19 protein-coding genes are annotated in these 22,335 nt (G+C 63.2%); 7 read left to right on the top strand and 12 right to left on the bottom strand.

Annotation, left to right across the window (positions count from 1 at the left end):
* Positions 1-74 precede the first annotated feature (74 nt).
* The 8 genes from glgA to A3OO_RS21095 form a co-directional block, all read right to left on the bottom strand.
* Positions 75-1,532, bottom strand: coding sequence for a glycogen synthase GlgA (gene glgA / locus A3OO_RS0104280; protein WP_018406600.1), 1,458 nt, complete (start codon positions 1,530-1,532; stop codon positions 75-77).
* Positions 1,529-2,791 carry a glucose-1-phosphate adenylyltransferase gene (gene glgC, locus A3OO_RS0104275; protein WP_018406599.1) on the bottom strand — a complete coding sequence of 421 codons (1,263 nt, stop codon included), beginning with the start codon at positions 2,789-2,791 and terminating at the stop codon, positions 1,529-1,531. Before glgC ends, glgA begins: the two co-directional genes overlap by 4 nt.
* 228 nt (positions 2,792-3,019) lie before the next feature.
* Positions 3,020-5,227, bottom strand: coding sequence for a 1,4-alpha-glucan branching protein GlgB (gene glgB / locus A3OO_RS0104265; RefSeq protein WP_018406597.1), 2,208 nt, complete (start codon positions 5,225-5,227; stop codon positions 3,020-3,022).
* Positions 5,228-5,340: 113 nt separating this feature from the next.
* Entirely contained in the window at positions 5,341-7,794 is a 2,454-nt protein-coding gene (locus A3OO_RS0104260) for a glycogen/starch/alpha-glucan phosphorylase (protein ID WP_425338959.1), read from the bottom strand.
* Positions 7,795-7,918: 124 nt separating this feature from the next.
* Positions 7,919-8,770 (bottom strand): OmpA family protein, encoded by an 852-nt coding sequence (locus A3OO_RS0104255; protein ID WP_018406595.1) that lies wholly within the window; start codon positions 8,768-8,770, stop codon positions 7,919-7,921.
* A 144-nt stretch (positions 8,771-8,914) separates the two neighbouring features.
* Positions 8,915-9,835 carry a hypothetical protein gene (locus A3OO_RS23445; protein ID WP_156824750.1) on the bottom strand — a complete coding sequence of 307 codons (921 nt, stop codon included), beginning with the start codon at positions 9,833-9,835 and terminating at the stop codon, positions 8,915-8,917.
* 57 nt (positions 9,836-9,892) lie between these two features.
* A complete protein-coding gene (gene dnaN, locus A3OO_RS0104250) occupies positions 9,893-11,011 on the bottom strand; it encodes a DNA polymerase III subunit beta (protein ID WP_018406594.1) in 1,119 nt (372 codons plus the stop codon).
* A 150-nt stretch (positions 11,012-11,161) separates the two neighbouring features.
* Positions 11,162-13,636, bottom strand: a complete 2,475-nt coding sequence (locus tag A3OO_RS21095; protein ID WP_198008750.1) for a TonB-dependent receptor — start codon at positions 13,634-13,636, stop codon at positions 11,162-11,164.
* A 287-nt stretch (positions 13,637-13,923) separates the two neighbouring features.
* Here A3OO_RS21095 and A3OO_RS0104240 point away from each other — a divergent pair, with 287 nt between their 5' ends.
* A complete protein-coding gene (locus A3OO_RS0104240; protein ID WP_018406592.1) occupies positions 13,924-16,173 on the top strand; it encodes a transglycosylase domain-containing protein in 2,250 nt (749 codons plus the stop codon).
* A 40-nt stretch (positions 16,174-16,213) separates the two neighbouring features.
* Here A3OO_RS0104240 and A3OO_RS0104235 read toward each other — a convergent pair whose 3' ends face one another.
* The 3 genes from A3OO_RS0104235 to A3OO_RS0104225 form a co-directional block, all read right to left on the bottom strand.
* Positions 16,214-17,047, bottom strand: coding sequence for an FTR1 family iron permease (locus A3OO_RS0104235; RefSeq protein WP_018406591.1), 834 nt, complete (start codon positions 17,045-17,047; stop codon positions 16,214-16,216).
* A gap of 2 nt (positions 17,048-17,049) precedes the next feature.
* The gene (locus A3OO_RS0104230; protein ID WP_018406590.1) at positions 17,050-17,391 is read right to left on the bottom strand and encodes a cupredoxin domain-containing protein; all 342 of its coding nucleotides are present in this window, start codon (positions 17,389-17,391) and stop codon (positions 17,050-17,052) included.
* 123 nt (positions 17,392-17,514) lie between these two features.
* Positions 17,515-17,856 carry a hypothetical protein gene (locus A3OO_RS0104225; protein ID WP_026222682.1) on the bottom strand — a complete coding sequence of 114 codons (342 nt, stop codon included), beginning with the start codon at positions 17,854-17,856 and terminating at the stop codon, positions 17,515-17,517.
* A gap of 161 nt (positions 17,857-18,017) precedes the next feature.
* Between A3OO_RS0104225 and A3OO_RS22520 the strand changes: the two genes are divergently transcribed.
* From A3OO_RS22520 to nusG, 3 genes are all read left to right on the top strand, one after another.
* Positions 18,018-19,241 (top strand): DUF2235 domain-containing protein, encoded by a 1,224-nt coding sequence (locus tag A3OO_RS22520; RefSeq protein WP_198008749.1) that lies wholly within the window; start codon positions 18,018-18,020, stop codon positions 19,239-19,241.
* 198 nt (positions 19,242-19,439) lie between these two features.
* Complete coding sequence (gene secE / locus A3OO_RS0104215; RefSeq protein WP_018406587.1) at positions 19,440-19,631, top strand: preprotein translocase subunit SecE; 192 nt, start codon at positions 19,440-19,442, stop codon at positions 19,629-19,631.
* A gap of 24 nt (positions 19,632-19,655) precedes the next feature.
* On the top strand, positions 19,656-20,186 hold the full coding sequence (gene nusG, locus A3OO_RS0104210; protein WP_018406586.1) for a transcription termination/antitermination protein NusG: 531 nt from the start codon (positions 19,656-19,658) through the stop codon (positions 20,184-20,186).
* A gap of 3 nt (positions 20,187-20,189) precedes the next feature.
* Here nusG and A3OO_RS0104205 read toward each other — a convergent pair whose 3' ends face one another.
* On the bottom strand, positions 20,190-20,450 hold the full coding sequence (locus A3OO_RS0104205; protein ID WP_018406585.1) for a hypothetical protein: 261 nt from the start codon (positions 20,448-20,450) through the stop codon (positions 20,190-20,192).
* 99 nt (positions 20,451-20,549) lie between these two features.
* Between A3OO_RS0104205 and A3OO_RS0104200 the strand changes: the two genes are divergently transcribed.
* From A3OO_RS0104200 to rplA, 3 genes are all read left to right on the top strand, one after another.
* Positions 20,550-20,885: a hypothetical protein gene (locus tag A3OO_RS0104200; protein WP_198008748.1), complete on the top strand. Its 336-nt coding sequence runs from the start codon at positions 20,550-20,552 to the stop codon at positions 20,883-20,885.
* Between the two features lie 218 nt (positions 20,886-21,103).
* Positions 21,104-21,550 (top strand): 50S ribosomal protein L11, encoded by a 447-nt coding sequence (rplK, locus tag A3OO_RS0104195; protein WP_014891468.1) that lies wholly within the window; start codon positions 21,104-21,106, stop codon positions 21,548-21,550.
* A 4-nt stretch (positions 21,551-21,554) separates the two neighbouring features.
* Positions 21,555-22,259: a 50S ribosomal protein L1 gene (gene rplA / locus A3OO_RS0104190; RefSeq protein WP_018406583.1), complete on the top strand. Its 705-nt coding sequence runs from the start codon at positions 21,555-21,557 to the stop codon at positions 22,257-22,259.
* Positions 22,260-22,335: the final 76 nt, after the last annotated feature.

Here is a 22,335-nt window from a genome sequence, read left to right as displayed (position 1 = left end):
TACGCCGATCGTTGGGGTCCCCTCTCCCGCCAAAGCGGGGGAGGGACAGGGAGGGGGCTTTGTTGCCGAAACAGTCACCCGACGTTCGCGGCGGCCGCGTCCCGAAAGAGCTTCGCGTAACGGCGCGCCGGATTGCGCCAGGAGACATCCGTTCTCATGCCATTGACTTGAATCTTGCGCCACGTCTCGGCGTCCTCGAAAAGGCGTTCGGCTTCGCGCAGCGCGAGGGCGAGCGCCTCGGCGGTCGTCGGCGAAAATTGCAGGCCGGTGGCGACGTCGGCCTGCAGCGCCATCTCGTTGGCGTCGATGATCGTATCTTTCAGCCCGCCGACGCGCGAAACGATCGGCACGGCCCCATAACGCAGCGCACAAAGTTGCGTCAGTCCGCATGGCTCGAAGCGCGACGGAACGAGGAAGGCGTCGGCGCCCGCTTGGATCATATGCGCGAGTTCTTCGCTATAGCCGATATGGACGCCGACACGGCCGGGATGCGCCGCCTCCGCGGCCGCAAATCCTTCTTCAAGCGTCTTATCTCCAGCGCCGAGCAGCGCGAGTTGCGCGCGGCCGCGCATCAGCTGCGGCAAAACGTCGAGCAGCAGATCGAGCCCCTTCTGCCAGGACAGCCGGCTGACGACGCCGATGAGAAAGGCGTCGGGATCGACGCGCAGTCGCAGACGTTTCTGCAAAGCCGCCTTGTTCCTGGCGCGCGACGGCAGGCTCCAATGATCGTAGCGCGTTCCAAGATGCGCATCGGTCGCCGGATCCCACGTCTCTTCATCGACGCCGTTCAATATGCCGCTCACGCGATCCGCGCGCGCGCGCAACAGGCCCTCGAGGCCCATGCCGAATTCCGGCGTCTCGATCTCGCGCGCATAGCTTGGCGACACCGTCGTGATGCGGTCGGCGAGTTGCAAACCAGCCTTCAAGAAGCCGATCGCGCCGTAATATTCGACGCCGTCGATATCGAACGCGCGCGTCGGCAGTCGCAACGGCTGCAGCAGTTCTTTGGGGAATTGTCCCTGGAAGGCGATGTTGTGGATGCTGACAATCGTCGCCGGGCGCGGCCTGTCCGCATAATGCATATAGGCCGGCGCGAGCGCCGCCTGCCAGTCATGCGCATGCACGACTTCGGGCGTAAATCCATCTAGCGCGCCGAGCCCGATCTGCGCGCCGGCCCAGGCGAGCGCCGCGAAGCGGAAGGCGTTGTCGGGATAATCGGCGCCATCCGGTCCCGTATAGAGTCCGCCTTCACGCGCATAAAGATGCGGCGCGACGAGCGTATAGATCGCGGCTCCGTTATGGCGCGCGGCGTGAATCCAGGCCGGGCCACCGAAAAGGTCGTCAAACTCAAAAACCGTTTCCCCGGCGCGCAACGCGTTTAGAACGTCCGGATAACCCGGAATGAGCGTGCGCAGCTCGATGTTTTCGGCGGCGAGCGCATGCGGCAGCGCACCGACGACATCGGCGAGTCCGCCGGTCTTGACCAAAGGCGCCATCTCCGAAGCGATGGCGAGCGCGCGCAGCGAACTCATGCGCCGAGCCTGTCGATCATCGGCTGGGTAATGAGACAGACCCCGCCCTCGGTGCGACGGAAGCGCGCGGCGTCGAACGCCGGGTCCTCCCCGACGACGAGGCCCTGTGGGATTTGCACGCCGCGGTCGACGACGACATTGGTGAGCCGCGCCGAGCGGCCGACGTCGACATAGGGTAGGACGACGGCGTTCTCGACGGTCGCGTAGGAATTCACGCGCACGCCGGTAAAGAGCAGCGTTCGGCGCAGCGTTGAGCCGGAAACGATGCAGCCGCCCGAGACGAGCGAGGACAGCGCCTGTCCGCGCCGTCCGACCTGGTCGTGCACGAATTTCGCCGGAGGGGTGATTTCGGCATATGTCCAGATTGGCCAGTTGCGATCGTAAAGATCGAGCTGCGGCGTGAAGTCGGTGAGATCGATATTGGCCGCCCAATAGGCGTCGACCGTGCCGACGTCGCGCCAATAGGCGTTGGGCTCGCTCGCCGCGCGCACGCAGGAGCGCTCGAAATGATGCGCGACCGCCTTGCCGTGCGAGACGATGTAGGGGATCAAATCCTTGCCGAAATCATGCGTCGAGAGCGTCTCAGCGGCGTCGCGGCGCAATTGCTCGTAGAGAAACTTCGCCTCGAAAACATAGATGCCCATGCTGACGAGCGCACGGTCCGGATGTCCCGGCATCGCCGGCGGATCGCGCGGCTTTTCGATGAAGGAGATGATGCGGTCGTTTTCGTCGACATGCATGACGCCGAAACCGGACGCCTCGGCGCGCAGCACCTCGAAACAGCCGATCGTCACATCGGCGCCGGAATCCACATGCTGCTGCAGCATGGGCTCGTAGTCCATCTTGTAGACGTGATCGCCCGCGAGCAGCACGATATATTTTGGATCATAGCTCTCGACGATGTCGAGGTTCTGATAGACCGCGTCCGCCGTGCCGAGATACCAATGGTCTTCGGACACGCGCTGGCTCGCCGGCAGAATGTCGAAGCTCTCGTTACGCTCGGTACGAAAAAAGCTCCAGCCGCGCTGCAAATGGCGGATGAGGCTATGCGCCTTGTACTGCGTCGCGACGCAGATGCGCCTGATGCCGGAGTTGAGCGCATTGGAGAGCGCGAAGTCGATGATGCGCGACTTGCCGCCGAAATAAACCGCGGGCTTGGCGCGCCTGTCGGTCAATTCCATCAGCCGCGCGCCGCGGCCGCCGGCAAGGACATAGGCCATGGCGTGGCGCGCGAGGGGCGGATTTTCAAAGGCGGACATCGCCAGTTCCCATCAGATCGATGACGCGGGAATCCCCCAAATGGGGCGCCTTCGCCCTCATGCTGAGGAGCCTGCGCAACAGGCGTCTCGAAGCGCGAGGGCGAGGAATGTCGCTCTTAAGGGTTTCCTCGTCCTTCGAGACGGCCCTTTCGGGCCTCTTCAGGATGAGGAAATCTTTGTCCCGATCTCTTGAAGCGGACATCTTCATCGCCCTGCTCGATTCGATCTTCATTCTAATTCATCGCTTTCGAATGCGAAGAAGAGAGTCGAAAGCGGCGGCAGAAGAATATCGGCGCTCGCGGGAAAGTCGCGGAACACCTCGGCGCGCGCGTGAATGGCGCCGAGATTGCCAAGTCCCGAGCCGCCATAGATCGCCGCGTCGGAATTGACGAGTTCGCGCCAGCGTCCCGCCCGCGGCAAGCCGAGCCTATAGGCGCTTCGCGTCACCGGCGTGAAATTCGATACGACGACGATCGCGCGGGAACGATCCGCGCCAAAACGCGCGAAGGCGAATACCGAACTCTCCGCGTCGTCCGCGACGATCCACTGGAAGCCTTCGGCCTCGCAGTCGCGCGCATAGAGCGCCTCGTGATCGCGATAGAGGCGGTTGAGATCGCGGATGAACGCCTGAAGTCCGCGATGCGGAGGAAAATCGAGCAGCCACCAGTCGAGGCTGCTCGCGAAATTCCACTCGCCTGTCTGACCAAACTCCTGACCCATGAACAGGAGCTTCTTGCCGGGATGGCCCCACATAAATCCGAAATAGGCGCGCGCGGTCGCGAAACGGCGCCATTCGTCGCCGGGAATTTTACCGATGACCGAGCCCTTGCCGTGCACGACCTCGTCATGAGAGATGGGCAACACGAAGTTTTCGGTGAAGGCGTAGAGCAGGCCGAAGGTCAGCTCGCTATGGCGCCATTTGCGATGGACTGGTTCGGACGAAAGATAGCGCAGCGTATCGTTCATCCACCCCATGTTCCATTTGAAGCCGAAGCCGAGTCCGCCCGCATATGTCGGCCGCGTCACGCCGCCCCAGGCGGTGGATTCTTCGGCGATCGTCACGACGCCGGGATAAAGCGCGTAGACGCGTTCATTGAACCTTTGAAGAAAGGCGACGGCGTCGCGATTGTCGTTGGAGCCGTCGGGATTGGGCGACCATTCGCCCGGCTTTCGCGAATAGTCGAGATAGAGCATGGAGGCGACGGCGTCGACGCGCAGCCCGTCGACGTGGAAGCGGTCGAGCCAATATAGCGCGCTGGCGATGAGGAAATTCGCCACTTCGCGCCGCCCATAATCATAGATCGCGGTGTTCCAGTCGGGATGAAAACCGCGCTTGGGATCGGAATGCTCATAGAGCGGCCCGCCGTCGAATTGCGCGAGGCCATGTTCATCGGTCGGAAAATGCGCCGGAACCCAGTCGAGAATGACGCCTAATCCCGCCTGATGCGCGCGGTCGACGAAGCGGCGAAAGCCATATGAGTCGCCGTGCCGCCGCGTCGGCGCAAAAAGCCCGATCGGCTGATAGCCCCAGGAGGCGTCGAGCGGATGCTCGTTGATCGGCATCAGCTCGATATGGGTGAAGCCGAGATCGGCGACATAGGGCACGAGCTGATCGGCGAGTTCGTCATAGGTCAGAAAGCGCCCATCCTCGCCGCGCCGCCACGACGGTAGATGCACTTCATAGACCGAGATGGGCGAACGTCGCGGATCAACTTCGGCGCGCGCGCGCATGTGACTCTCATCGCCCCAGTGATAGGGCGCCTTCGAGGCGACGGCGGACGCCGTCGAGGGGCGCAGCTCCGCTTCGAAGCCGAGCGGGTCGGCTTTGAGCGGCAAGAGCTCGCCGTGCCGCCCGATGATTTCATATTTGTAATTGGCGCCGGCGCCGACACCGGGAATGAAGATCTCCCAGACGCCGCTGTCGATCCGCTTGCGCATCTGCTCGCGGCGCCCGTCCCACTGGTTGAAGTCGCCGACGACGGAGACGCGTCTGGCGTTCGGCGCCCAGACGGCGAAATGCGTTCCTTCGACGCTCTCATGCGTCAGCACATGCGCGCCGAGCTTGTCATAGAGCTTCTGATGCGCGCCTTCGACGAGCAGATGATCGTCTGTGGGACCGAGCACGGGGGAAAATGCGTAAGGGTCGGCGAATTCCCATTGCGCGGAGTCGTTCGAAGCGCGCAGGCGATATGGCGCGCGCGCCTTCAGCGGCGTCAGCCCTTCGAAGAAGCCTTCGGCGTGAACGCGACCTAGCGGCGCGATCGTGGCGCCGTCCGGCGCAACCGCCTCCACTCTCGTCGCGCCTGGAACGAACGCGCGTATGACATAGCCCGCGGGCGTTTCATGCAGGCCGAGCGCCGCGAAGGGGTCGCCATGGCGCGCGCCGATGATGGCGTCGATGTCGTTTGCGGAAGCGCGCCAGTCGGCTTTTGTCACTCTATCGTCCTTGAAGCCGCATCGTCATTGCGAGGAGCGAAGCGACGAAGCAAACTAGATATGATCGAACGACGCTGGATTGCTTCGCTTCGCTCGCAATGACCCAGTCTTACTCACATCGCGACATTCCAGATCTCTTGCGCATATTCGCGGATCGTGCGGTCGGAGGAAAACCATGCAACCCGCGCCGTATTCAAAATGCTCGACCGCCGCCACGCCTTCTGGTCCCGCCAGCGGGCGTCGACGCGGCGCTGCGCCTCCCAATAGGCGTCGAAGTCCTTCGCGACCAGAAAGTGATCGTAATAGGTCAGCGTATCGACAAGCTGCGCGTAGCGGTGCGGATCGTCGGGCGAAAAGACGCCGGCGGCGATGGCCCGCAGCGCCTCGGCGAGACGGGGACTCGCGGCGATCGTCTCGCGCGCGTCGATGCCCTTCGCGCGGCTTTGCTCCACCTCCTGCGCCGTAAGGCCGAAGATGAAGATGTTGTCGTCGCCGACGCGCTCTCTGATTTCGACATTGGCACCGTCCAGCGTGCCGATGGTGAGCGCGCCGTTGAGCGCGAATTTCATATTGCCGGTGCCCGACGCCTCCATGCCGGCGGTCGAAATCTGCTCGGAAAGATCGGCCGCCGGAATGATCGTCTCGGCGAGGCTCACATTGTAGTTCGGCAGGAACACGATCTTCAAAAGCTCGCGCGTCGCCGGATCGGCGTTCACGACCTTCGCCACATCGTTCGCGAGCTTGATGATGAGCTTCGCCTGATGATAACTCGCGGCGGCCTTGCCGGCGAAGATCTTCACCCGCGGCGCAAATTCGCGGGCGGGCTGCGCGACGATGTCCTGATAGAGCGCGACGGCTTCAAGCACGTTCAAAAGCTGGCGCTTATATTCGTGAATGCGCTTGATCTGCGCGTCGAAGAGTGCGGCAGGATCGACTCTGACGCCGACGCGCTCGAAGATCGTCGTCGCCAGGCGCGCCTTGTTTTCGCGCTTGGCAGCCGCAAATCGGTTCTGGAACTCGACGTCTTCGGCGAATTTCTCAAGCTCGATCAGTCGCTCCGGCTCATCGAAAACGCCCGCGCCAATCGTGTCGGCGAGCAATCGCGACAGCGGCGGATTGGCCTCGAGCAGCCAGCGGCGGAAGGTGACGCCATTGGTCTTGTTGACGATGCGATCGGGGTAGAGCCGATGGAAATCCTTGAACACCGTCTCCTTGACCAGCGCGCTATGCAACGCCGAGACGCCATTCACCTTGTGCGAACCCAGAAACGCCAGATGGCCCATGCGCACATGCCGTCCGTTACGTTCGTCGATGAGCGACACGGAGGAGAGCGTCGCCGGGTCGCTCTCGCCCTTGGCGCGCAGGCAGTCGAGATGCATGGCGTTGATGAGATAGATGATCTGCATGTGGCGCGGCAGCAGCCGCTCCATCAGCTGCACCGGCCAGGTTTCGAGCGCTTCCGGCAAGAGCGTGTGATTGGTGTAAGAGAAAGTCGCCTGGGTGATGCGCCAGGCCTCCTTCCATTCAACGCCGTGGACGTCGACGAGAAGCCGCATTAGCTCGGCGACCCCGATCGCCGGATGCGTGTCGTTGAGCTGGATCGCCACCTTGTCGGCGAGCTTGTGGATGTCGCCGGTCTGCCTCAGGTGACGGCGGATCAGATCCTGCAGAGAGGCCGAGGCGAAGAAATATTCCTGCCGCAGCCGCAGCTCCTGTCCCGCGGGCGTCGAATCGCTTGGATAAAGAACTTTGGAGATCGCTTCGGCGCGCGCCTGCTCCGATTGCGCGCCGACGTGATCGCCCTGATTGAAGGCGTCGAGGCGCAGCGCGTCAGGCGCTCTCGCCGACCACAGGCGCAGCGTGTTGACGTGTTTGCCGCGCCACCCGACGACAGGCGTGTCATAGGCGACGGCGACGATGGTTTCGCCGGGGCGCCAGACATGCGCGAGCATGCCGTCGGCGAGGCGCGAACTTTCGACATGGCCGAAGAAGCCGACGTCATAGGTGATTTCCGGCCGCGGGAATTGCCAGGAATTGCCGAAGGAGAGCCAGTCTTCGGGATATTCATGCTGCCAGCCGTCCTTGAGCGTCTGGCGAAACAGGCCGTGGTCGTAACGAATGCCGTATCCCATGGCGGCGATTTCGAGAGTCGCCATGCTGTCCATGAAACAGGCGGCGAGGCGCCCGAGCCCGCCATTGCCGAGCGCCGCATCAGGCTCCAGCACGCGCAGCATATCGAGATCGACGCCAAGTTCGGCGAGCGCGTCGCGCATCGCCTGGGTCAGGCCGAGATTGGTCAGCGTGTCGATGAGCAGACGGCCGATGAGAAATTCGAGAGAGAGATAATAAACGCGACGCCGGTCTTCCTGATAATTGCGCTTCGTCGACGCGAGCCAAGAAGGAACGAGCCGGTCGCGGGTCGCAAGCGCGGTCGCGACGAACCAGTCGCGCGGACTTGCGTCGGCATTGTCCTTGCCGACCGTGTAAGTGAGACGCCGCTGCACGTCGTCGCGCAGCGCGGCGACGACGGCCTTATGGGCGGCCTTGGGCGGGTCAAAAGCGTTCAAGGCGATCCTTTCGCGACGGACAAGGCTCCCGGCAGACAGTCTTAGCGGCCGCTGTTTTAAGTAGAATTGGAATTTGGCGCCACCGGGCCGCGCCGGCGCCTGAAGTTGCGGCGCCGAGCGCTGCTCATCGAACCTCAAAGGTGAGGGCGCGGTTTTCCGCCTGATCCGCTTCGCCGGGGGATGCGACGAGGCGGCGCCCGCCGACGCCCTGACCCTCGATATAGCCCCTCGCCGCCTCCGCCCGCCTCTGCGCCAGCGCGTCATTGGGCGCTTTCGCGCCCGAACCGCGAACATGGCCCCTGACCGCGATCGTCGCGCTTTCCGGGCACCGGCGAATGATCGCCGCCGCCTTGTCGAGCGCGCGCGTTGCTGACGGCGTGAGTTGCGCGCTGCCTTTGCGAAAGACCAGTGCGCCGGGCGTCGAAGAGGCTTCAAGCGCCGTCTGGCAGTCGACGAGCGTCATGACGCCGGATACGGCCGCGGCTGGCGCGCTCGGCCCTTGCGCGTGGACGGGCGATATGGTCGCGCCGGCGGTGGGTGTTTCGTCGGCAGGCGGCGACGTCGCGGGCGGCATGTCGGCGCCCGCGCTTTTTGTCGACGCGGCAAAGCGGCGACCCTCTTCGCCGTCGGACTGGCCGATCACGACCGCTCCGACCCAGAGGAGCGAGGCGGCGACCAGCCCTACGGCCCAGCCCTCATGCGCCCAGATCGACCGATGCCGCGCCAAGGCGCAGAGCGCGGCGCCAACAATCAAGACGGCATAGGCCGCGAGCGCGCCCTCGACCAAGGGCGCGGCGGCGTCGAGCGCGCCGAGCCGGACGAGAAGGAGGCCGACGCCGAAAGCGAGCGCGGTCCACACCAGCCAGCGGGCGACGAGGCCATTTTCAGGCGCGCGCCCGGTCAATGCCCCGGCGGCGGCGCCGATGGCGAAACAGGCGAGAAGCCACGGCCAGAGGCGAGGGAATTCAACAAGCACGCGCCGACCCTAACGGGACGAACGCGTCTCTCCAAGACCTAAACGCGCATCGGCATCAAGACGTAGAGCGCAGTGGCCCCGTCACGGTCCTGGACCAGCGCCGGCGAGCCGGGGTCAGCTCACGCTCGCGCTTTGCGAGGCGAGCTAAAAAGGACAGCTTACAGCGTTCCAGGTCCTAAAATGTTCGTCACACACGTGGAAAATATAGGATTCTGACAAGTCCCATTTCGGTTTTGCCTTTAAGTCAAAATATTCGCGAATATCCTGAGCGTCACCCAGAACGGGGCCGCCGTATTGAGCTACTAACACTGCCCAACATGCGCACAGCGCCGTCATAGCATTGCCCAAGCTCGCCTTGGGTATATTCTCATTTCGGTTGTGCTTGGTGGCGTTGTAGGCGTTATACCAACCCAGATCCTGGGTCGGATTTCCCGCCGCATGCCAAGAACCGAAAGGACGTATCGGTTCGAATGAAGGGTAGCGGGTCAAGGCGACTTCATACTCCCGAAGTCGTAGAACCCGTTCAAGCCGCACATAGTCGTTGGTCGAGTAATGTTCCTTTACATAACCGTTGGCCTGCAGGACGGCACGCCACTGCGTTTCGCACTCGGTGCAAGCAAGAATTAATAGGTTTCTAATTTCGTAGCCGTAGGTAGAGAGAGTGTCTCGTGAAGGGTAAACGACCAACAGTATTCTATCCAACAATCCAATTAGGGTTCTTAAGTGTGTTTGATGAGTTAGCACCTCAGGCTGTGCGTCATGACGCAAAGGCAGCATGTGATTCGTGTTTTGCCAATGCGAACTGACCACAGGCCGGGCCACCTTGTGGTAATATTGACCTGGTGTGAAGGAAGACCACGTGAGCCTAATCTGATCGTCCAAGATATCCATAGAGCTGAAATAGCGCATTGCAGCAGCAATAACCTGAGCTTCGGTCCCGGAAGAAAAATTTTTCCAAGAACTAACGATCGTTGCGGAACTTCCATCGAAAAATAATATACCGGCCGGACTCCATGTCTCTGGCTTTATTTGTTTTTCAAAAATGTAATATCCGGCACTTCGCATAGATTTAGCACAGATTATTAAAGCCTGGGAGCCGCTACTTCGAGAAAGCTTAAAGCTTTAAACGCGCATCGGCATCAAGACGTAGAGCGCCGTGGCCCCGTCACGGTCCTGCACCAGCGTCGGCGAGCCGGGGTCGGCGAGTTTGAAGAGCGCCGTGTCGCTGTCGAGCTGCTGGGTGATGTCCAGGAGGTAGCGGGCGTTGAAGCCGATATCGAGCGGCGGCCCGTCATAGTCGGCTTCGAGCTCCTCGACCGCCGAGCCCTGGTCTGGATTGGTGACGGACAGCACGAGCTTGCTGTCGGAGAGCGAGAGTTTGACGGCGCGGCCGCGCTCGGAGGAAATCGTCGAGACGCGATCGACCGCCTTGGCGAAGACGTCGCGCTCGACAGTGAGCCGCTTGTCGTTGCCGGCGGGAATGACGCGCCCGTAATCGGGGAACGTGCCGTCGATCAGTTTGGTCGTCAGCAGCGCGTCGCCGAAGGTGAAGCGCATCTTGTTGATCGAAAGCTCGACTGAAACGTCTCCCTGCGCATCCTCGATGAGACGCATTACTTCGGTGACGGCCTTGCGCGGCAGGATGACGCCCGGCATGCCCGCGCTGCCTTCAGGCGCGGGAAGCTCCAGCCGCGCCAGACGATGGCCGTCGGTCGCGACGGCCCGGAGCATCGGCCGGCCCTCAACATCAAGCGTATGGAGATAGATGCCGTTGAGGTAATAGCGCGTCTCTTCGGAAGAGATGGCGAATTGCGTTTTTTCTATCAGCCGCTTGAGATCCGCCGGCGCGAGCGCGAACTTATGGCTGAAGTCGCCGGAGGTGACGTCGGGAAAGTCGCTCTCGGGAAGACTCGAGAGGTTGAATCGCGAACGTCCCGAACGCAGCGTCAGCTGTCCGGCGTCTCCGGTGGCTTCCAGAGAGACCTGCGCGCCCTCCGGCAGTTTGCGCACGATGTCGTAGAGCGTATGCGCCGGCAGCGTCGTCGCCCCGGGTTGGGAGACCTCCGCCGCGGTCTTCTCGGTAATCTCAAGATCGAGATCAGTGGCCTTGAGCGTCAGCGCGCCGTCCTTGGCGGACAGCAGCACATTCGCCAGGATCGGAATGGTCGTGCGTCGCTCCACCACGCGGTGAACATGGCCGAGCGCCCGCAACAGCGCCGCTCTCTCGATGGTGACCTTCATCGCCGGAAAATCCGCATATGATTGCGGCGCGGCAGGCCGCCGCGCCGGGGGCGAAGACTTTGGCGCGGCAGGACGCGAAGCGCAAGGGCGGGTGACGCGCCGCCGGGGGTTCGTCCACGAATTTCGGCCGGGCGCCGCGCGATGGCGTCATCACAAAGCATTTAGACCCGGCAGGGATCGCATGAAACCGCCTGGAGTCTTTTCGGCGAAGTCGTATCGCAAGCTCAGATAATAGGTGCGCTGCGGATAGGGATGAAAGGCATAGGCCTTATAGCGGCCGATATTGTCGACGCCCGCCGCGAGCGTCCACTCGGGCGTAAGCCGGTAGCTCGCCTTGGCGTCGAAAAACAGGAACGAACTGGAGCCGCCGGCAAGCACGTCATGGTTGAAGTCAGAATTGTCGAGGTTGTTGAAGGCGGCGGTTTGGTATCGCACGCCCGCCGAGAGGATGAGATTGGGCTCCCACGGCGGCGTATAGACAGCAAAACCGCGCAGGCGGATGCGCGGAATGCGCAGGAACTGCATGCCCTGTGTATTGGGCTGGCGCCAATTGGACAGGGTTTTCGCGTCGGTGAAGGTCACGCTGCCATTGATGTCAAGGCGTTCCGTCAAGAAGTCCTTCATGTCGATCGCGCCCTCGACGCCGCGGAAACGCACCTTGTCGACATTGACATTGGCGCTGGTTCGAAGAGCCGGATCGATGAGGTTGGCGATGGAGTTCCAGCGGTCGTCCATGAACAGGGTGACGCGCGGCCGCGCCCAGCCGATCGAACCCCACAGGTTCTCAAGCGTATATTCTCCGCTCAGTTCATAGACCGTCGAAATCTCGGGCTGAAGATCGGGATTGGCGATGGTGATGGCGTTCGGGGTCACGAGGTTTTGGAACAATTCATTGACCGTCGGATAGCGGTAGGCCCGTCCGATCGCGCCGCGCATCACAAAATCCCGCGACACATTCCATACAAGTCCGCCGCTCGGCGAGAAGGACTGCTTGTAACGATTGGTGAAGAAGGTCGGCGCCGCTCCAACGCCAAAGGTGTTGAAGCCCGTCAGCGTCTGGTTCATGCCGTTGAAGGCTTCCCAGAAGTCACCGCGCCCTCCGGCGCTGATCAGCCAGTCGGGATGAACACGCCATGCGTCCTGGACATAGACGCCCTTAGTTGACGTCTTGCCGGTGTTAACCGCCTGAATCGAGGTGAAGAACGTGTCGGTGAAGACTGGCGTATTGGTCTGCGTCGAGGCCAGCGAATAGACATCCCAATGGCCGCCCATCGACACTTCATGCTTGCCGAAAAGATCCCATTCGGGACGCCACGTGCCGCGCGCGTCAAGCGTGCGCCAATATGTGCCGGTTTGCACGACATTCGTGCCGCCCGGCTGCACGCCATAGCGAACGGCGGCGTGGCGATAGTCCCGGAGAAAAATATAGGACGTGCCGGTGATGTCGAAATCGAAAACGCCGCCATCCTTCTTTACCAACGACGCCGCCTGCATCAGATGGCTGGCGTTGGCGTGCGCCGGATTTGTGGCCGGCAGATTGAAACGCCAAGGGCCGAACTGCACGGCGTTACTTGGAGAATTATAGAATTCGGCGCCATTGTCGGCGCGACGCAGGAAGGGAGTCACAACCGCGTCGGAGACGAAAGACCACAAGCCCGTCTGATATTTGGCGTGCACATTGGGTAGGAACTCGTAATCGAGTTTGACCTTGCCAAGATGTTGCTGCGAATGGTCGCGACCGTTCAGCGCGGCAATGAGGCGCGGGCGCCCTTGCGGGTCAACGTCGAACCATCCCTTGGCGATGACGGGCGTTCCGCCGCTCCCTACCGTTGGGTTGGCGACCGTAAAATCAGCAGACTGACCGCGCGCGTCGAGCCAGTCGTAACCGACCCAATATCTCAAATTGTTAATCTTATCGCCAATCAACAAATTCATATGACCTGAGAGGTTGTTCTCCTTGGCGCCAAAGATGCCGAAGTTCTGAAACGCGCCGTCGCCCTGATAATGGACCTCGAATTTCTCCGGCATCCGCGTCGTGATCGTCATAACGCCGCTGATTGAATTGCCCGGGTAGGCCGCCGAAAACGGCCCATACATGATGTCCACACGCTCGATTTCCGCAGGCGAAACCATCCCCCAGCGCGGCGGAAAGCTGGGGCTGTTGCCGAGATAGTTCGACAGCAGCACGTTGTCGGCGAACACCATGGTCTGCGCGCCAGCGAGCGTGCTGTTCGTTCGCAGGGACAGTATGCCGTTGCGGTCGCCGATGAAGCGCTCGCGCACGGTGACGCTCGGCATATATTTCACCACGCCCATGGTCGTCAGCGAATTGACCGATTTATCGATTTGCGCGCGAGAGAGGGTTGCGATCTCAGCGCCCGGCGCCGGCTGCATGGCGCTCGGAACGCGCGGAGCGTCGCGCAAGGCAAGCAGCGTCGAGGACGGTTGTTGCGCAGGCGCGGGCGCGAGCGCGCGGCCTGGACTGGGTGGGCCCGGCCGCGCAGCGCTTGCCTGCCGCCGAGCGCCGCCGACCTCGATCGTCGGCAGCGCCTGTTGGGCGAGCGCGACGGACGCCCAGACGCCGCTGAGGAAGAGGAGACCGAAAATAGCTGGCGTTCGGCGCATGTGGCGCATCGGCGATCCCCCCCAGAGCTTGGCTCTGGGCGCGAGCCGCAGAGTATGCACTCTTTAGTAAGTTAGCTTAACGTTAGCAGGAGAGGCGCCTGCGTCCAGCGCGGCGTAAGATGATTGCTTCAATTTTACTTACCTGTGTCGGTTTGGCCACAGCCTGACTGCGCTCAATCAAATGCTGGATGGCATAAGGACGCCGCCCCTTAACCGGCCCTTAAACGGCCTTCGTTACGCTTCATCAGGCACTTCGGCCCCGTGCGGCGGCGACAGGCGAGTATCCGATGGCGCGCAGCGACAAGCGTCGCGAACCGCGGTTCGACGACGACGATGACGGCGAATTGCGCGCCGAGCGCCGTCCGCCGCCCCGCCCGCGCGCCCGCAAAACGCCGCGCCGCTCGCGCTCGCTCTTTGGCGCGCTCATCTATTGGAGCTTCACGCTGGCGCTCTGGGGGGCCATCGCGGGGGGCGGCCTCGCCGTCTATTACGGCGCGCGGCTGCCGCCGATCGACCAGCTGGCGGTGCCCAAACGCCCGCCCAATATCGCCATCCTCGACGTGAACGGCGAACTCCTCGCCAACCGGGGAGACACCGGCGGCGCGGCGATCCGGCTCGCGGACCTCCCGCCCTATGTCCCCAAAGCCTTCATCGCCATCGAGGATCGCCGCTTCTACTCGCATTGGGGCGTCGATCCGATCGGCATCGGCCGCGCCATTGTCCGCAACGTCACGGGACGCGGCGGCATGCAGGGCGGTTCGACCCTGACGCAGCAGCTCGCCAAAAACCTGTTTCTGACCCAGGAGCGCACCATCTCGCGCAAGATCCAGGAGGCGATCCTCGCGCTCTGGCTCGAGCATAAATATTCCAAGGACCAGATTCTCGAACTCTATCTCAACCGCGTCTATTTCGGCTCCGGCGCCTATGGCGTCGAAGCGGCGGCCGAGCGCTACTTCGGCCATGGCGCGAAAACCATCACTTTGTCTGAAGCCGCCGTCCTCGCCGGACTGATGAAGGCGCCGAGCAAGCTTGCGCCGGATCGCAATCCGGAGGGAGCGGCCGAGCGCGCGGCGCAGGTGATCGCCGCCATGGCGCAGGAAGGCCATATCAGCGAGTCGACGGCGACGACGGCGCTGTCGCATTCCGCACGCGCCCGAAGCGACATCGGCGCGGGGTCGATCAATTACGCCGCCGACTATGTCATGGACATGCTCGACGACACGATCGGCGCGATCGACCAGGACATCGTCGTGACGACCACGATCGACGCGCGCATGGAGATGGCGGCGGAAGGCGCGCTCAAGCAGGAGCTCGACGAGAAAGGCGCCAAATTCGGCGTAGCCCAGGGCGCGATCGTCGCCCTCGATCCCACCGGCGCGATCCGGGCGCTCGTCGGCGGACGCGACTATTCGGCCAGCCAGTTCAATCGCGCGGTCTCGGCGAAACGCCAACCCGGCTCCGCCTTCAAACCCTTTGTCTATCTGACGGGGCTCGAACAGGGACTTACCCCTGAGTCCGTGCGCGAGGATGGTCCGCTCGACGTCAAAGGCTGGCGGCCCGAAAACTACAGCCGTCAATATCTCGGACCCGTCACCCTCACCAAGGCGCTGTCGCTGTCGCTCAACACCGTCGCCGTGCGTGTGGGCCTCGAAGTCGGCCCCAAGGCCGTGGCGAAGACTGCGCATCGCCTCGGCGTCCAGTCCGACCTGCAGGCGAACGCCTCGATCGCGCTCGGCACGTCGGAGGTGACGCCGCTCGAGCTCGTCGCCGCCTATACGCCTTTCGCCAATGGCGGGATCGGCGTCCAACCGCATGTCATTCTCAAGGTGAAGACCGCCGCCGGCAAGACTCTCTATCAGCGCAAGAATGCGTCGCTCGGCCGCGTCATCGCGCCGCAATATGTGGCGATGATGAACGACATGATGCGGGAGACGCTGCTCACCGGCACCGCCCGCAAGGCCGAGCTTCCGGGATGGAACGCCGCCGGCAAAACCGGCACGAGTCAGGATTTCCGCGACGCCTGGTTCGTCGGCTACACGGGCCGGCTGGTCGCGGGCGTCTGGCTCGGCAATGACGACAACTCGCCGACGAAAAAGGCTTCCGGGGGCAATCTGCCGGTCGAAATCTGGAGCCGCTTCATGAGCGTCGCCTTGAAGGGCCAGCCCGTCGCCGGACTGCCCGCGGGCGCCTGGCGGTCGGAGAACATTGCGCTCCCCGAGGAGATCGCCAAGCCGATGGATGACCTCATCGGCTTGTTCACCGGGGAGTCGAGGCCTGCGCCCCGACCGCTATCCTCGAGAACGGCGCCGGCGCCGCGACCGCCCGCCCATATCCCCGGCGACTCGCCCGACCAACCGCCCGTAGCGGAGGCGTCGCCCGCGCCACGCGACGCTCCGCCCAGGTCGCAGCCGCCGCGCGCGATCGACGATCTTCTGCCGCCGGAAGACATACCGACGGTCGGCTCGATCGAACGGCCGCGGCAGAGGCGCGGGGCGCCGGATAGAAGCATATTCGAGGATCTCTTCGGCGGCGGCTGAGGCAGCGGTCGATCGCCGCGCGCGCGCGACCAGCCAAACGCTACTCCGCCGGAGCGCCCACCGAGGCCGAAGGCGGCCGCGCGGCAAAAAATCTGGTCGCCGCGACGATGACGACGAGCGTCGCGAGATACACAGCGACCTGCATGGCGGAAGGCTGGTCGGCATAGCCGATCAGCGTGTGCAGCACACGGCCGACGATGCTCTTATCCGATAAAATCCATGACGAGTCCCAGGCGGTGTCGGAGAGCGCCGTCACGAAGCCCGCCTGCTGCAGAAAAGCGACGCATTGCGCCGCAAGGCCGGCGGCGAGCAGCGTGATGAGCCATGTCGTTACGGCGAACAAGCGCCGCGGGGGGATCGCGACGAGTCCATAGAATGTCGCGACGCTCGTCAACGCGCCGAGCGCCAGTCCGGCGAGTCCCCCGGCGAAGACGTCCCAGCCGGATTCGCCAGAGGCGAGAATGCCGTAAAGAAACAGCGCCACCTCGGCGCCTTCGCGCAGCACGGCGAGGCCGACGACGGCGGTCAGCGCGAAGAGCGTCTCGTCGCCGCGCGCCACCGCCCGCCCGACGTCCGAAAGATTCTGCGCCAGCTCGCGCCCATGCTGCGCCATCCAGATGTTGTGCCAGACGAGCATGACGACGGCGATCGCGAGGATCGAGGCGTTAAAGAGCTCCTGCCCGCTGCCGGCGAAAGCTTGCGAGAGCCGGTCGGCGAAAGCGGCGACGACAATCGCGCCCAGCGCGCCGATTCCGACGCCGGCCGCGACGAAGCCGCGAGAGCCGGCGACGCCGCGAGTCACGGCGAGAACGATGCCAATGATGAGGCCGGCCTCGATGGCCTCGCGGAAGACGATGATGAGCGCGCCGAGCATGGCTATTCCGCGATGACCTCGCCCTTGGCCGTATTATCGTGAAACTCGCCCTCGAATTTGTAGCGGCCGGCTTTCAGCGGCCGAAGCGTAAAGGTCGCCTCGCTGTTGCCGGGGATCACTTTCTCGATCCGCAGGCTCTTGCTTTCAAACTCTTCGGGCGTGGCGTCGAGATTCTTCACGGTCAGCGTCGCCGGCTGATTGGCTGGAACGCGAAGTTCGGCCGGATCGAAGCGATGATCCTTGATCGTGAGCGTGAAGGCGTTCTCAGCCGCAGCGGCGGCGGAAATGCCCAAGACCGAGGCCACGAGGACCCCCAGAAAATGGTCGCGCTTCAAAAACCGCATCTCCCGAGTTCGCTGAGCCCCGACGGTCTCGCCGCGTCCGCATCGAAAGTAAGAAGGCCAAAACATGAGGTCAATCAATCTAGTCTGGAGCGCTTCCAAGCTGATGTCGCAGGCGCGCGCGCCTCACCCTGGATAGCCGTGCCGCGATTTCGAGGCGCGCAGGAGCGATATCGCGCGGCCGTCCTGACCGCTGGAGCAGGCTGACGCCGCCTCGCCGATCTCTTTCGAGATTTGGGCATGGACGCTCCGGTTGACGTGGCCCATCGCGAGATCATTGTCGATGACGGAGCGATAGCGCGCGACGGCGCCGGCGCAGCCCGGGGCGTCCGGCGGAGGCGCTTCGACCATACGCGCCGGCGGCGGGCCCGCTGGTCCGGGAGGAACGACCTGCGGTTGGCGCGCGGCGTTGCAGCCGGCGAGGCCAGCCGCGGCAAATGCGGCCATGAAAAGCCAACCTGCGCGCATCCGTTTCTCCAATGCTTGGCTGAGGTTTTCCTTTCATAATGGCGAGCGCCCTTCCTGGCCAAGTATTTTCCACTTGCTTGCCCGGGCCGCCAAACCGCGTCAGCATCGCAAAGCGCCCTGACGCCCCTTGTCCGCAGTTGCTTAAGCTGTTGGAGGAAAAAATGATTCGCAACATTGTCCTGCTCGACGGCACATGGAATACGCCGCGCGATTTCACCAGCATCTGCAAGAAGTCCTGGGACGAGAAAGTCTCCGAAAAGCTCATCCCGCCGAAAGGCGCAGACGACGTCGAGCAGAACGTCCGCTACTTTTCCGGCGTCGGCGCCGAAGGATTCAAGATCGTCGGCGGCGCCGCCGGCCTCGGCCTGCGGACCATCGCGCAGGACGCCTACAATTGGGTCGTCGACAATTATCGGGACGATCAGGAGCTGTATATCTATGGATTTTCGCGCGGCGCCTATGCCGCCCGCGCCTTGGCCGGCCTGATTGGCGACTGCGGCATCCGAAAGACGACAGACAAAAGCATCTTCGACATCGCGCGCGCCAATAAGAGCGCGAAGAAGGCGTCGCGGCTCGGCGCGCCGCCGAGCGGTCCCGACGTTCAGGCGAACAATCGCATCAAGCTGCTCGGCGTTTTCGACACCGTCGGCTCCTATGGCGTGCCTGCCGGTTTCAGCGGGCTTGCGCCGCTCGGCCGCTACGTCACGCTGGCGGTGTTCGGCGGTTTTGAGGACACGCAGCTCGGTCCGCATGTCGACCACGCGCTGCACGCGATCGGCGTCGACGAGCGCCGGCGTCCGTTTACGCCGACTTTCTGGACGGTGAAGAAGGGGGCGCCGCGTCCCTCGAACATCCAGCAGAACTGGTTTCCGGGCGTCCACTGCAACGTCGGTGGCGGCTATCCGGAATCGGGGCTTTCGGACATCGCTTTGATCTGGATGATTGCGCGCACGCAGGCGCTCACCGGTCTCTCATTCGACGAAGCGGCGATCAAGCGCACGTTGACGCCGAACATCGACGGAAACATCCCCGATTCCGCCGAGAAATATCCGATCGACAGGAATTTTCCGCGCAGCCGCGAGATGTTTCCGGCCGGGGCGCCCGCCAACAGTTTTTTCAGCTCCAGCGGCGATCCCGCCGAGGAACAGGTCAATGAGAAGGTCCATTGGAGCGTGCTGGCGAAGCTCGGCCGCAGCTGCAACATCTATGGCGCCAGTAGTCGTTACGATCCTCCAAACCTGAAAGAGGCGATGGCGCGCCTCGGGTCGAACCTCGCGGGGAGGGTGGCGTCCATCACCGAAGAGGAGGCCCGATTGCTGCCGCCCGATCTCGTCGAGCTGGCGAAGGCCAGCGCCGCCGGCCATACTGCCGACGCGACGCCGTGAGCGGCAGGACGACCCGGCGTCGACGGGTCAGGGCTCCCGCGTTTTTCGCTTGGCGGCGCGGCGCTAAGGGGCTATAAGCCGCTTGAATTCGTGGCGCGCGGCCGGCAGGTCCCGCGCCGCGATCGTTTTACGGCGCGAGTCCTTTGCGACGTGAGTTCAGAGGGGTGGATCGCGCGCCCCGCACAGCCCGGTAGCCGAATGGTCAATCCGTTTCAATTCCTGCAGGAAGTCCGCGCCGAAGCGGGCAAGGTCACCTGGCCTTCGCGGCGCGAGACGCTCATCACGACCGGCCTCGTCATCCTGATGGTGCTATTCGCAAGCTTGTTTTTCGTCGTCGTCGATTCGGCGCTGCGTTTCGGCGTCGGGTTGATGCTGGGCGTCGGTCGATAGACAATTGGAGCTAGTCGCGCCGCTATGAGCATGCGCTGGTACATCGTTCACGCCTATTCGAACTTCGAAAAGAAGGTCGCCGAGGCGATCCGCGAGGGCGCGGCGCAGCGCGGACTCGCCGACCAATTCGAAGAGATTCTGGTCCCGACCGAACAGGTCATGGAAGTGCGGCGCGGACGCAAGGTCTCCGCCGAGCGCAAATTCTTCCCCGGCTATGTGCTGGTGAAATGCGAACTCACCGATCAGGTGTTCTCGCTCATCAAGAATACGCCGAAGGTCACGGGCTTTCTCGGCGCCGACAACAAGCCGATGCCGATCAGCGAGGAAGAGGCCCTGCGCATCAAGGGCCAGGTCGCCGATGGCGTCGAGCGGCCAAAGCCGACGATCATGTTCGAGGTGGGCGAGACGGTGCGCGTCGCCGACGGGCCTTTCGCCTCTTTCAACGGCCTCGTCGAGGAGATCGACGAGGCGCGTTCGCGCCTCAAGGTCGCCGTGTCGATCTTCGGCCGGCCGACGCCGGTCGAACTGGAGTTCGCGCAGGTCGAGAAGGTTTAAGGCCTAACGCGCGGGCGATCTATCCGGCCCGCTTTCTCCCTTGGCGCCGCCGTCCGCGGTCGCATCTTTCCGCTCAGGGGGCGCGACGGCGCAACGCTGAGCTCGGCACGCCGGGCAAACGCCACGCCATCCGTAATAATAGAAGCCGATCCCCGCGAGCAGGCCAGCCCAGCCGAGCAGCGTCTCTCCCATGTATAAATTGGAGAAGATCATCGCCGCGAGTCCGGCGGCCATGAAGGCGAGGCGCTTTGCGTAATCTGACATGCAGGCTTCCTTTCCTCGATGGAGGTGGGAAGCCGGAGACAAAGGCGCAATGCGACGCTATGTTGGGTCGGCGGATTGCCGCAGTCGATGGAAGCCGCGATGAGCGACGAGCCCGAGAATTTCACGCTGGCGCTGCTGCGCAAGATCGACGCGAAGGTGGACGGCCTTCGCGAAGAGATGGCGACGAAGAGCGACGTCGCTGACGTCCGCTCCGAGGTCCATTCGCTGCGCGCGGATGTCGGCTCAGACATCATGAATTTGGAAAAGCAGATCAAGGAGCAGGAGAAGCGCCTGAGCGACCAGATTTCCGGCCTGCGCCGCTCGGTGATGGAATATCACTCATCCGCCATCGGCCACGGCGTTCTGCTGACCGAATTCGAAGAGCGCTTACGCAGGCTCGAAGAGCATGTCGGCCTCACGCCCGAGGGGCATTGAGGCTCGCATCAGCAGCAATCAGTTGCTTTTCCCGATCTCGTCAGTATAAGTCGCAAGCCCTCTCGCCGAGGGCTTTTTTCGTTCCTTCCAAAGGAAGCGAAAATCATACGTGGCGGGTCTGCCCCGACGCCATCGGGGAGCTCCAGACCGGACCACGAACTGCAACCGGCGCCGACGCGTGAAAAATCGCGGCGGGCGTCAAACGTTGGAGAAAGCAAATGGCGAAGAAAATCGCCGGCTATATCAAACTGCAAGTGCCGGCCGGCGCGGCCAATCCGTCGCCGCCGATCGGTCCCGCGCTCGGCCAGCGCGGCCTCAACATCATGGAGTTCTGCAAGGCGTTCAACGCCAAGACGGGACAGATCGAGAAGGGGACGCCCATCCCCGTCGTCATCACCGCCTATCAGGACCGCTCCTTCACCTTCGAAATGAAGCAGCCGCCGGTCAGCTTCTTCCTCAAGAAGGCCGTGGGCCTCAAGATCGGCAAGAAGCCGGCCTCCGGCTCCAAATTGCCGGGCCGCAACGTCGTCGGAAAGATCACGCAGGCGCAGATCCGCGACATCGCGGAAAAGAAGATCGTCGATCTCAACTGCGCTTCGATTGAATCCGCGATGTCGATGATCGCCGGCTCCGCCCGCGCGATGGGCCTTGAGGTGGTGGAGTAAGACCATGGCGCATGTCGGAAAACGTATTGCCAAGTCCCGCGAGGGCATCGAACGCACGAAGCTCTATGCGATCGACGAGGCGGTGAAGCTCGTGCGCGAGCGCGCCAAGGCCAAGTTCGACGAGTCTGTCGAAATCGCCATGAATCTCGGCGTCGACCCCAAACACGCCGACCAGATGGTGCGCGGCGTGGTCAATCTGCCGAACGGCACCGGCCGCGTTCTGCGCGTCGCGGTTTTCGCGCGCGGCGCCAAGGCTGATGAAGCCACGGCGGCGGGCGCCGACGTCGTCGGCGCCGAGGATCTCGTGACGACGGTGCAGGGCGGAACGATCGACTTCGACCGCTGCATCGCAACGCCCGACATGATGCCGCTCGTCGGCCGTCTCGGCAAGGTGCTCGGCCCGCGCGGCCTGATGCCGAATCCGAAGGTCGGCACGGTGACGATGGACGTCGCCGGCGCGGTGAAGGCCTCAAAGGGCGGCGCGGTCGAGTTTCGCGTCGAAAAGGCCGGCATCGTGCAGGGAACGATCGGCAAGGCCTCGTTCGACGACGGCAAGCTCGTCGAGAACATCAAGGCCTTCGTCGACGCCGTGGCCAAGGCGAAGCCGCAGGGCGCCAAAGGCACTTATATTCAGCGCGTCGCGCTCAGCTCCACGCAGGGGCCGGGGGTGAAGGTCGACGTATCGAGCCTGGGCGCCGCCCCGCACTGAGACAAGTTCTTTCGACAAAAAAGCCGGCGGGTGACCGCCGGCTTTTTGTTTTGGTTCATCCAACGTAAAGACTCGC

The sequence above is a fragment of the Methylocystis rosea SV97 genome (genome assembly GCF_000372845.1).
Lineage (GTDB): Bacteria > Pseudomonadota > Alphaproteobacteria > Rhizobiales > Beijerinckiaceae > Methylocystis > Methylocystis rosea.
The sequence above is the reverse complement of the archived record's forward strand: the minus strand, read 5'-3'. Positions and strand labels throughout refer to the sequence as shown.

Coding starts and splice junctions, on each gene's coding strand:
- glgA (WP_018406600.1), bottom strand. CDS start 1,532: ATGAGTTCGCTGCGCGCGCTCGCCATCGCTTCGGAGATGGCGCCTTTG.
- glgC (WP_018406599.1), bottom strand. CDS start 2,791: ATGTCCGCCTTTGAAAATCCGCCCCTCGCGCGCCACGCCATGGCCTAT.
- A3OO_RS23445 (WP_156824750.1), bottom strand. CDS start 9,835: ATGCGAAGTGCCGGATATTACATTTTTGAAAAACAAATAAAGCCAGAG.
- dnaN (WP_018406594.1), bottom strand. CDS start 11,011: ATGAAGGTCACCATCGAGAGAGCGGCGCTGTTGCGGGCGCTCGGCCAT.
- A3OO_RS21095 (WP_198008750.1), bottom strand. CDS start 13,636: ATGCGCCGAACGCCAGCTATTTTCGGTCTCCTCTTCCTCAGCGGCGTC.
- A3OO_RS0104240 (WP_018406592.1), top strand. CDS start 13,924: ATGGCGCGCAGCGACAAGCGTCGCGAACCGCGGTTCGACGACGACGAT.
- A3OO_RS0104235 (WP_018406591.1), bottom strand. CDS start 17,047: ATGCTCGGCGCGCTCATCATCGTCTTCCGCGAGGCCATCGAGGCCGGC.
- A3OO_RS0104230 (WP_018406590.1), bottom strand. CDS start 17,391: ATGCGGTTTTTGAAGCGCGACCATTTTCTGGGGGTCCTCGTGGCCTCG.
- A3OO_RS0104225 (WP_026222682.1), bottom strand. CDS start 17,856: ATGCGCGCAGGTTGGCTTTTCATGGCCGCATTTGCCGCGGCTGGCCTC.
- A3OO_RS22520 (WP_198008749.1), top strand. CDS start 18,018: ATGATTCGCAACATTGTCCTGCTCGACGGCACATGGAATACGCCGCGC.
- secE (WP_018406587.1), top strand. CDS start 19,440: ATGGTCAATCCGTTTCAATTCCTGCAGGAAGTCCGCGCCGAAGCGGGC.
- nusG (WP_018406586.1), top strand. CDS start 19,656: ATGAGCATGCGCTGGTACATCGTTCACGCCTATTCGAACTTCGAAAAG.
- A3OO_RS0104205 (WP_018406585.1), bottom strand. CDS start 20,450: ATGTCAGATTACGCAAAGCGCCTCGCCTTCATGGCCGCCGGACTCGCG.
- A3OO_RS0104200 (WP_198008748.1), top strand. CDS start 20,550: ATGAGCGACGAGCCCGAGAATTTCACGCTGGCGCTGCTGCGCAAGATC.
- rplK (WP_014891468.1), top strand. CDS start 21,104: ATGGCGAAGAAAATCGCCGGCTATATCAAACTGCAAGTGCCGGCCGGC.
- rplA (WP_018406583.1), top strand. CDS start 21,555: ATGGCGCATGTCGGAAAACGTATTGCCAAGTCCCGCGAGGGCATCGAA.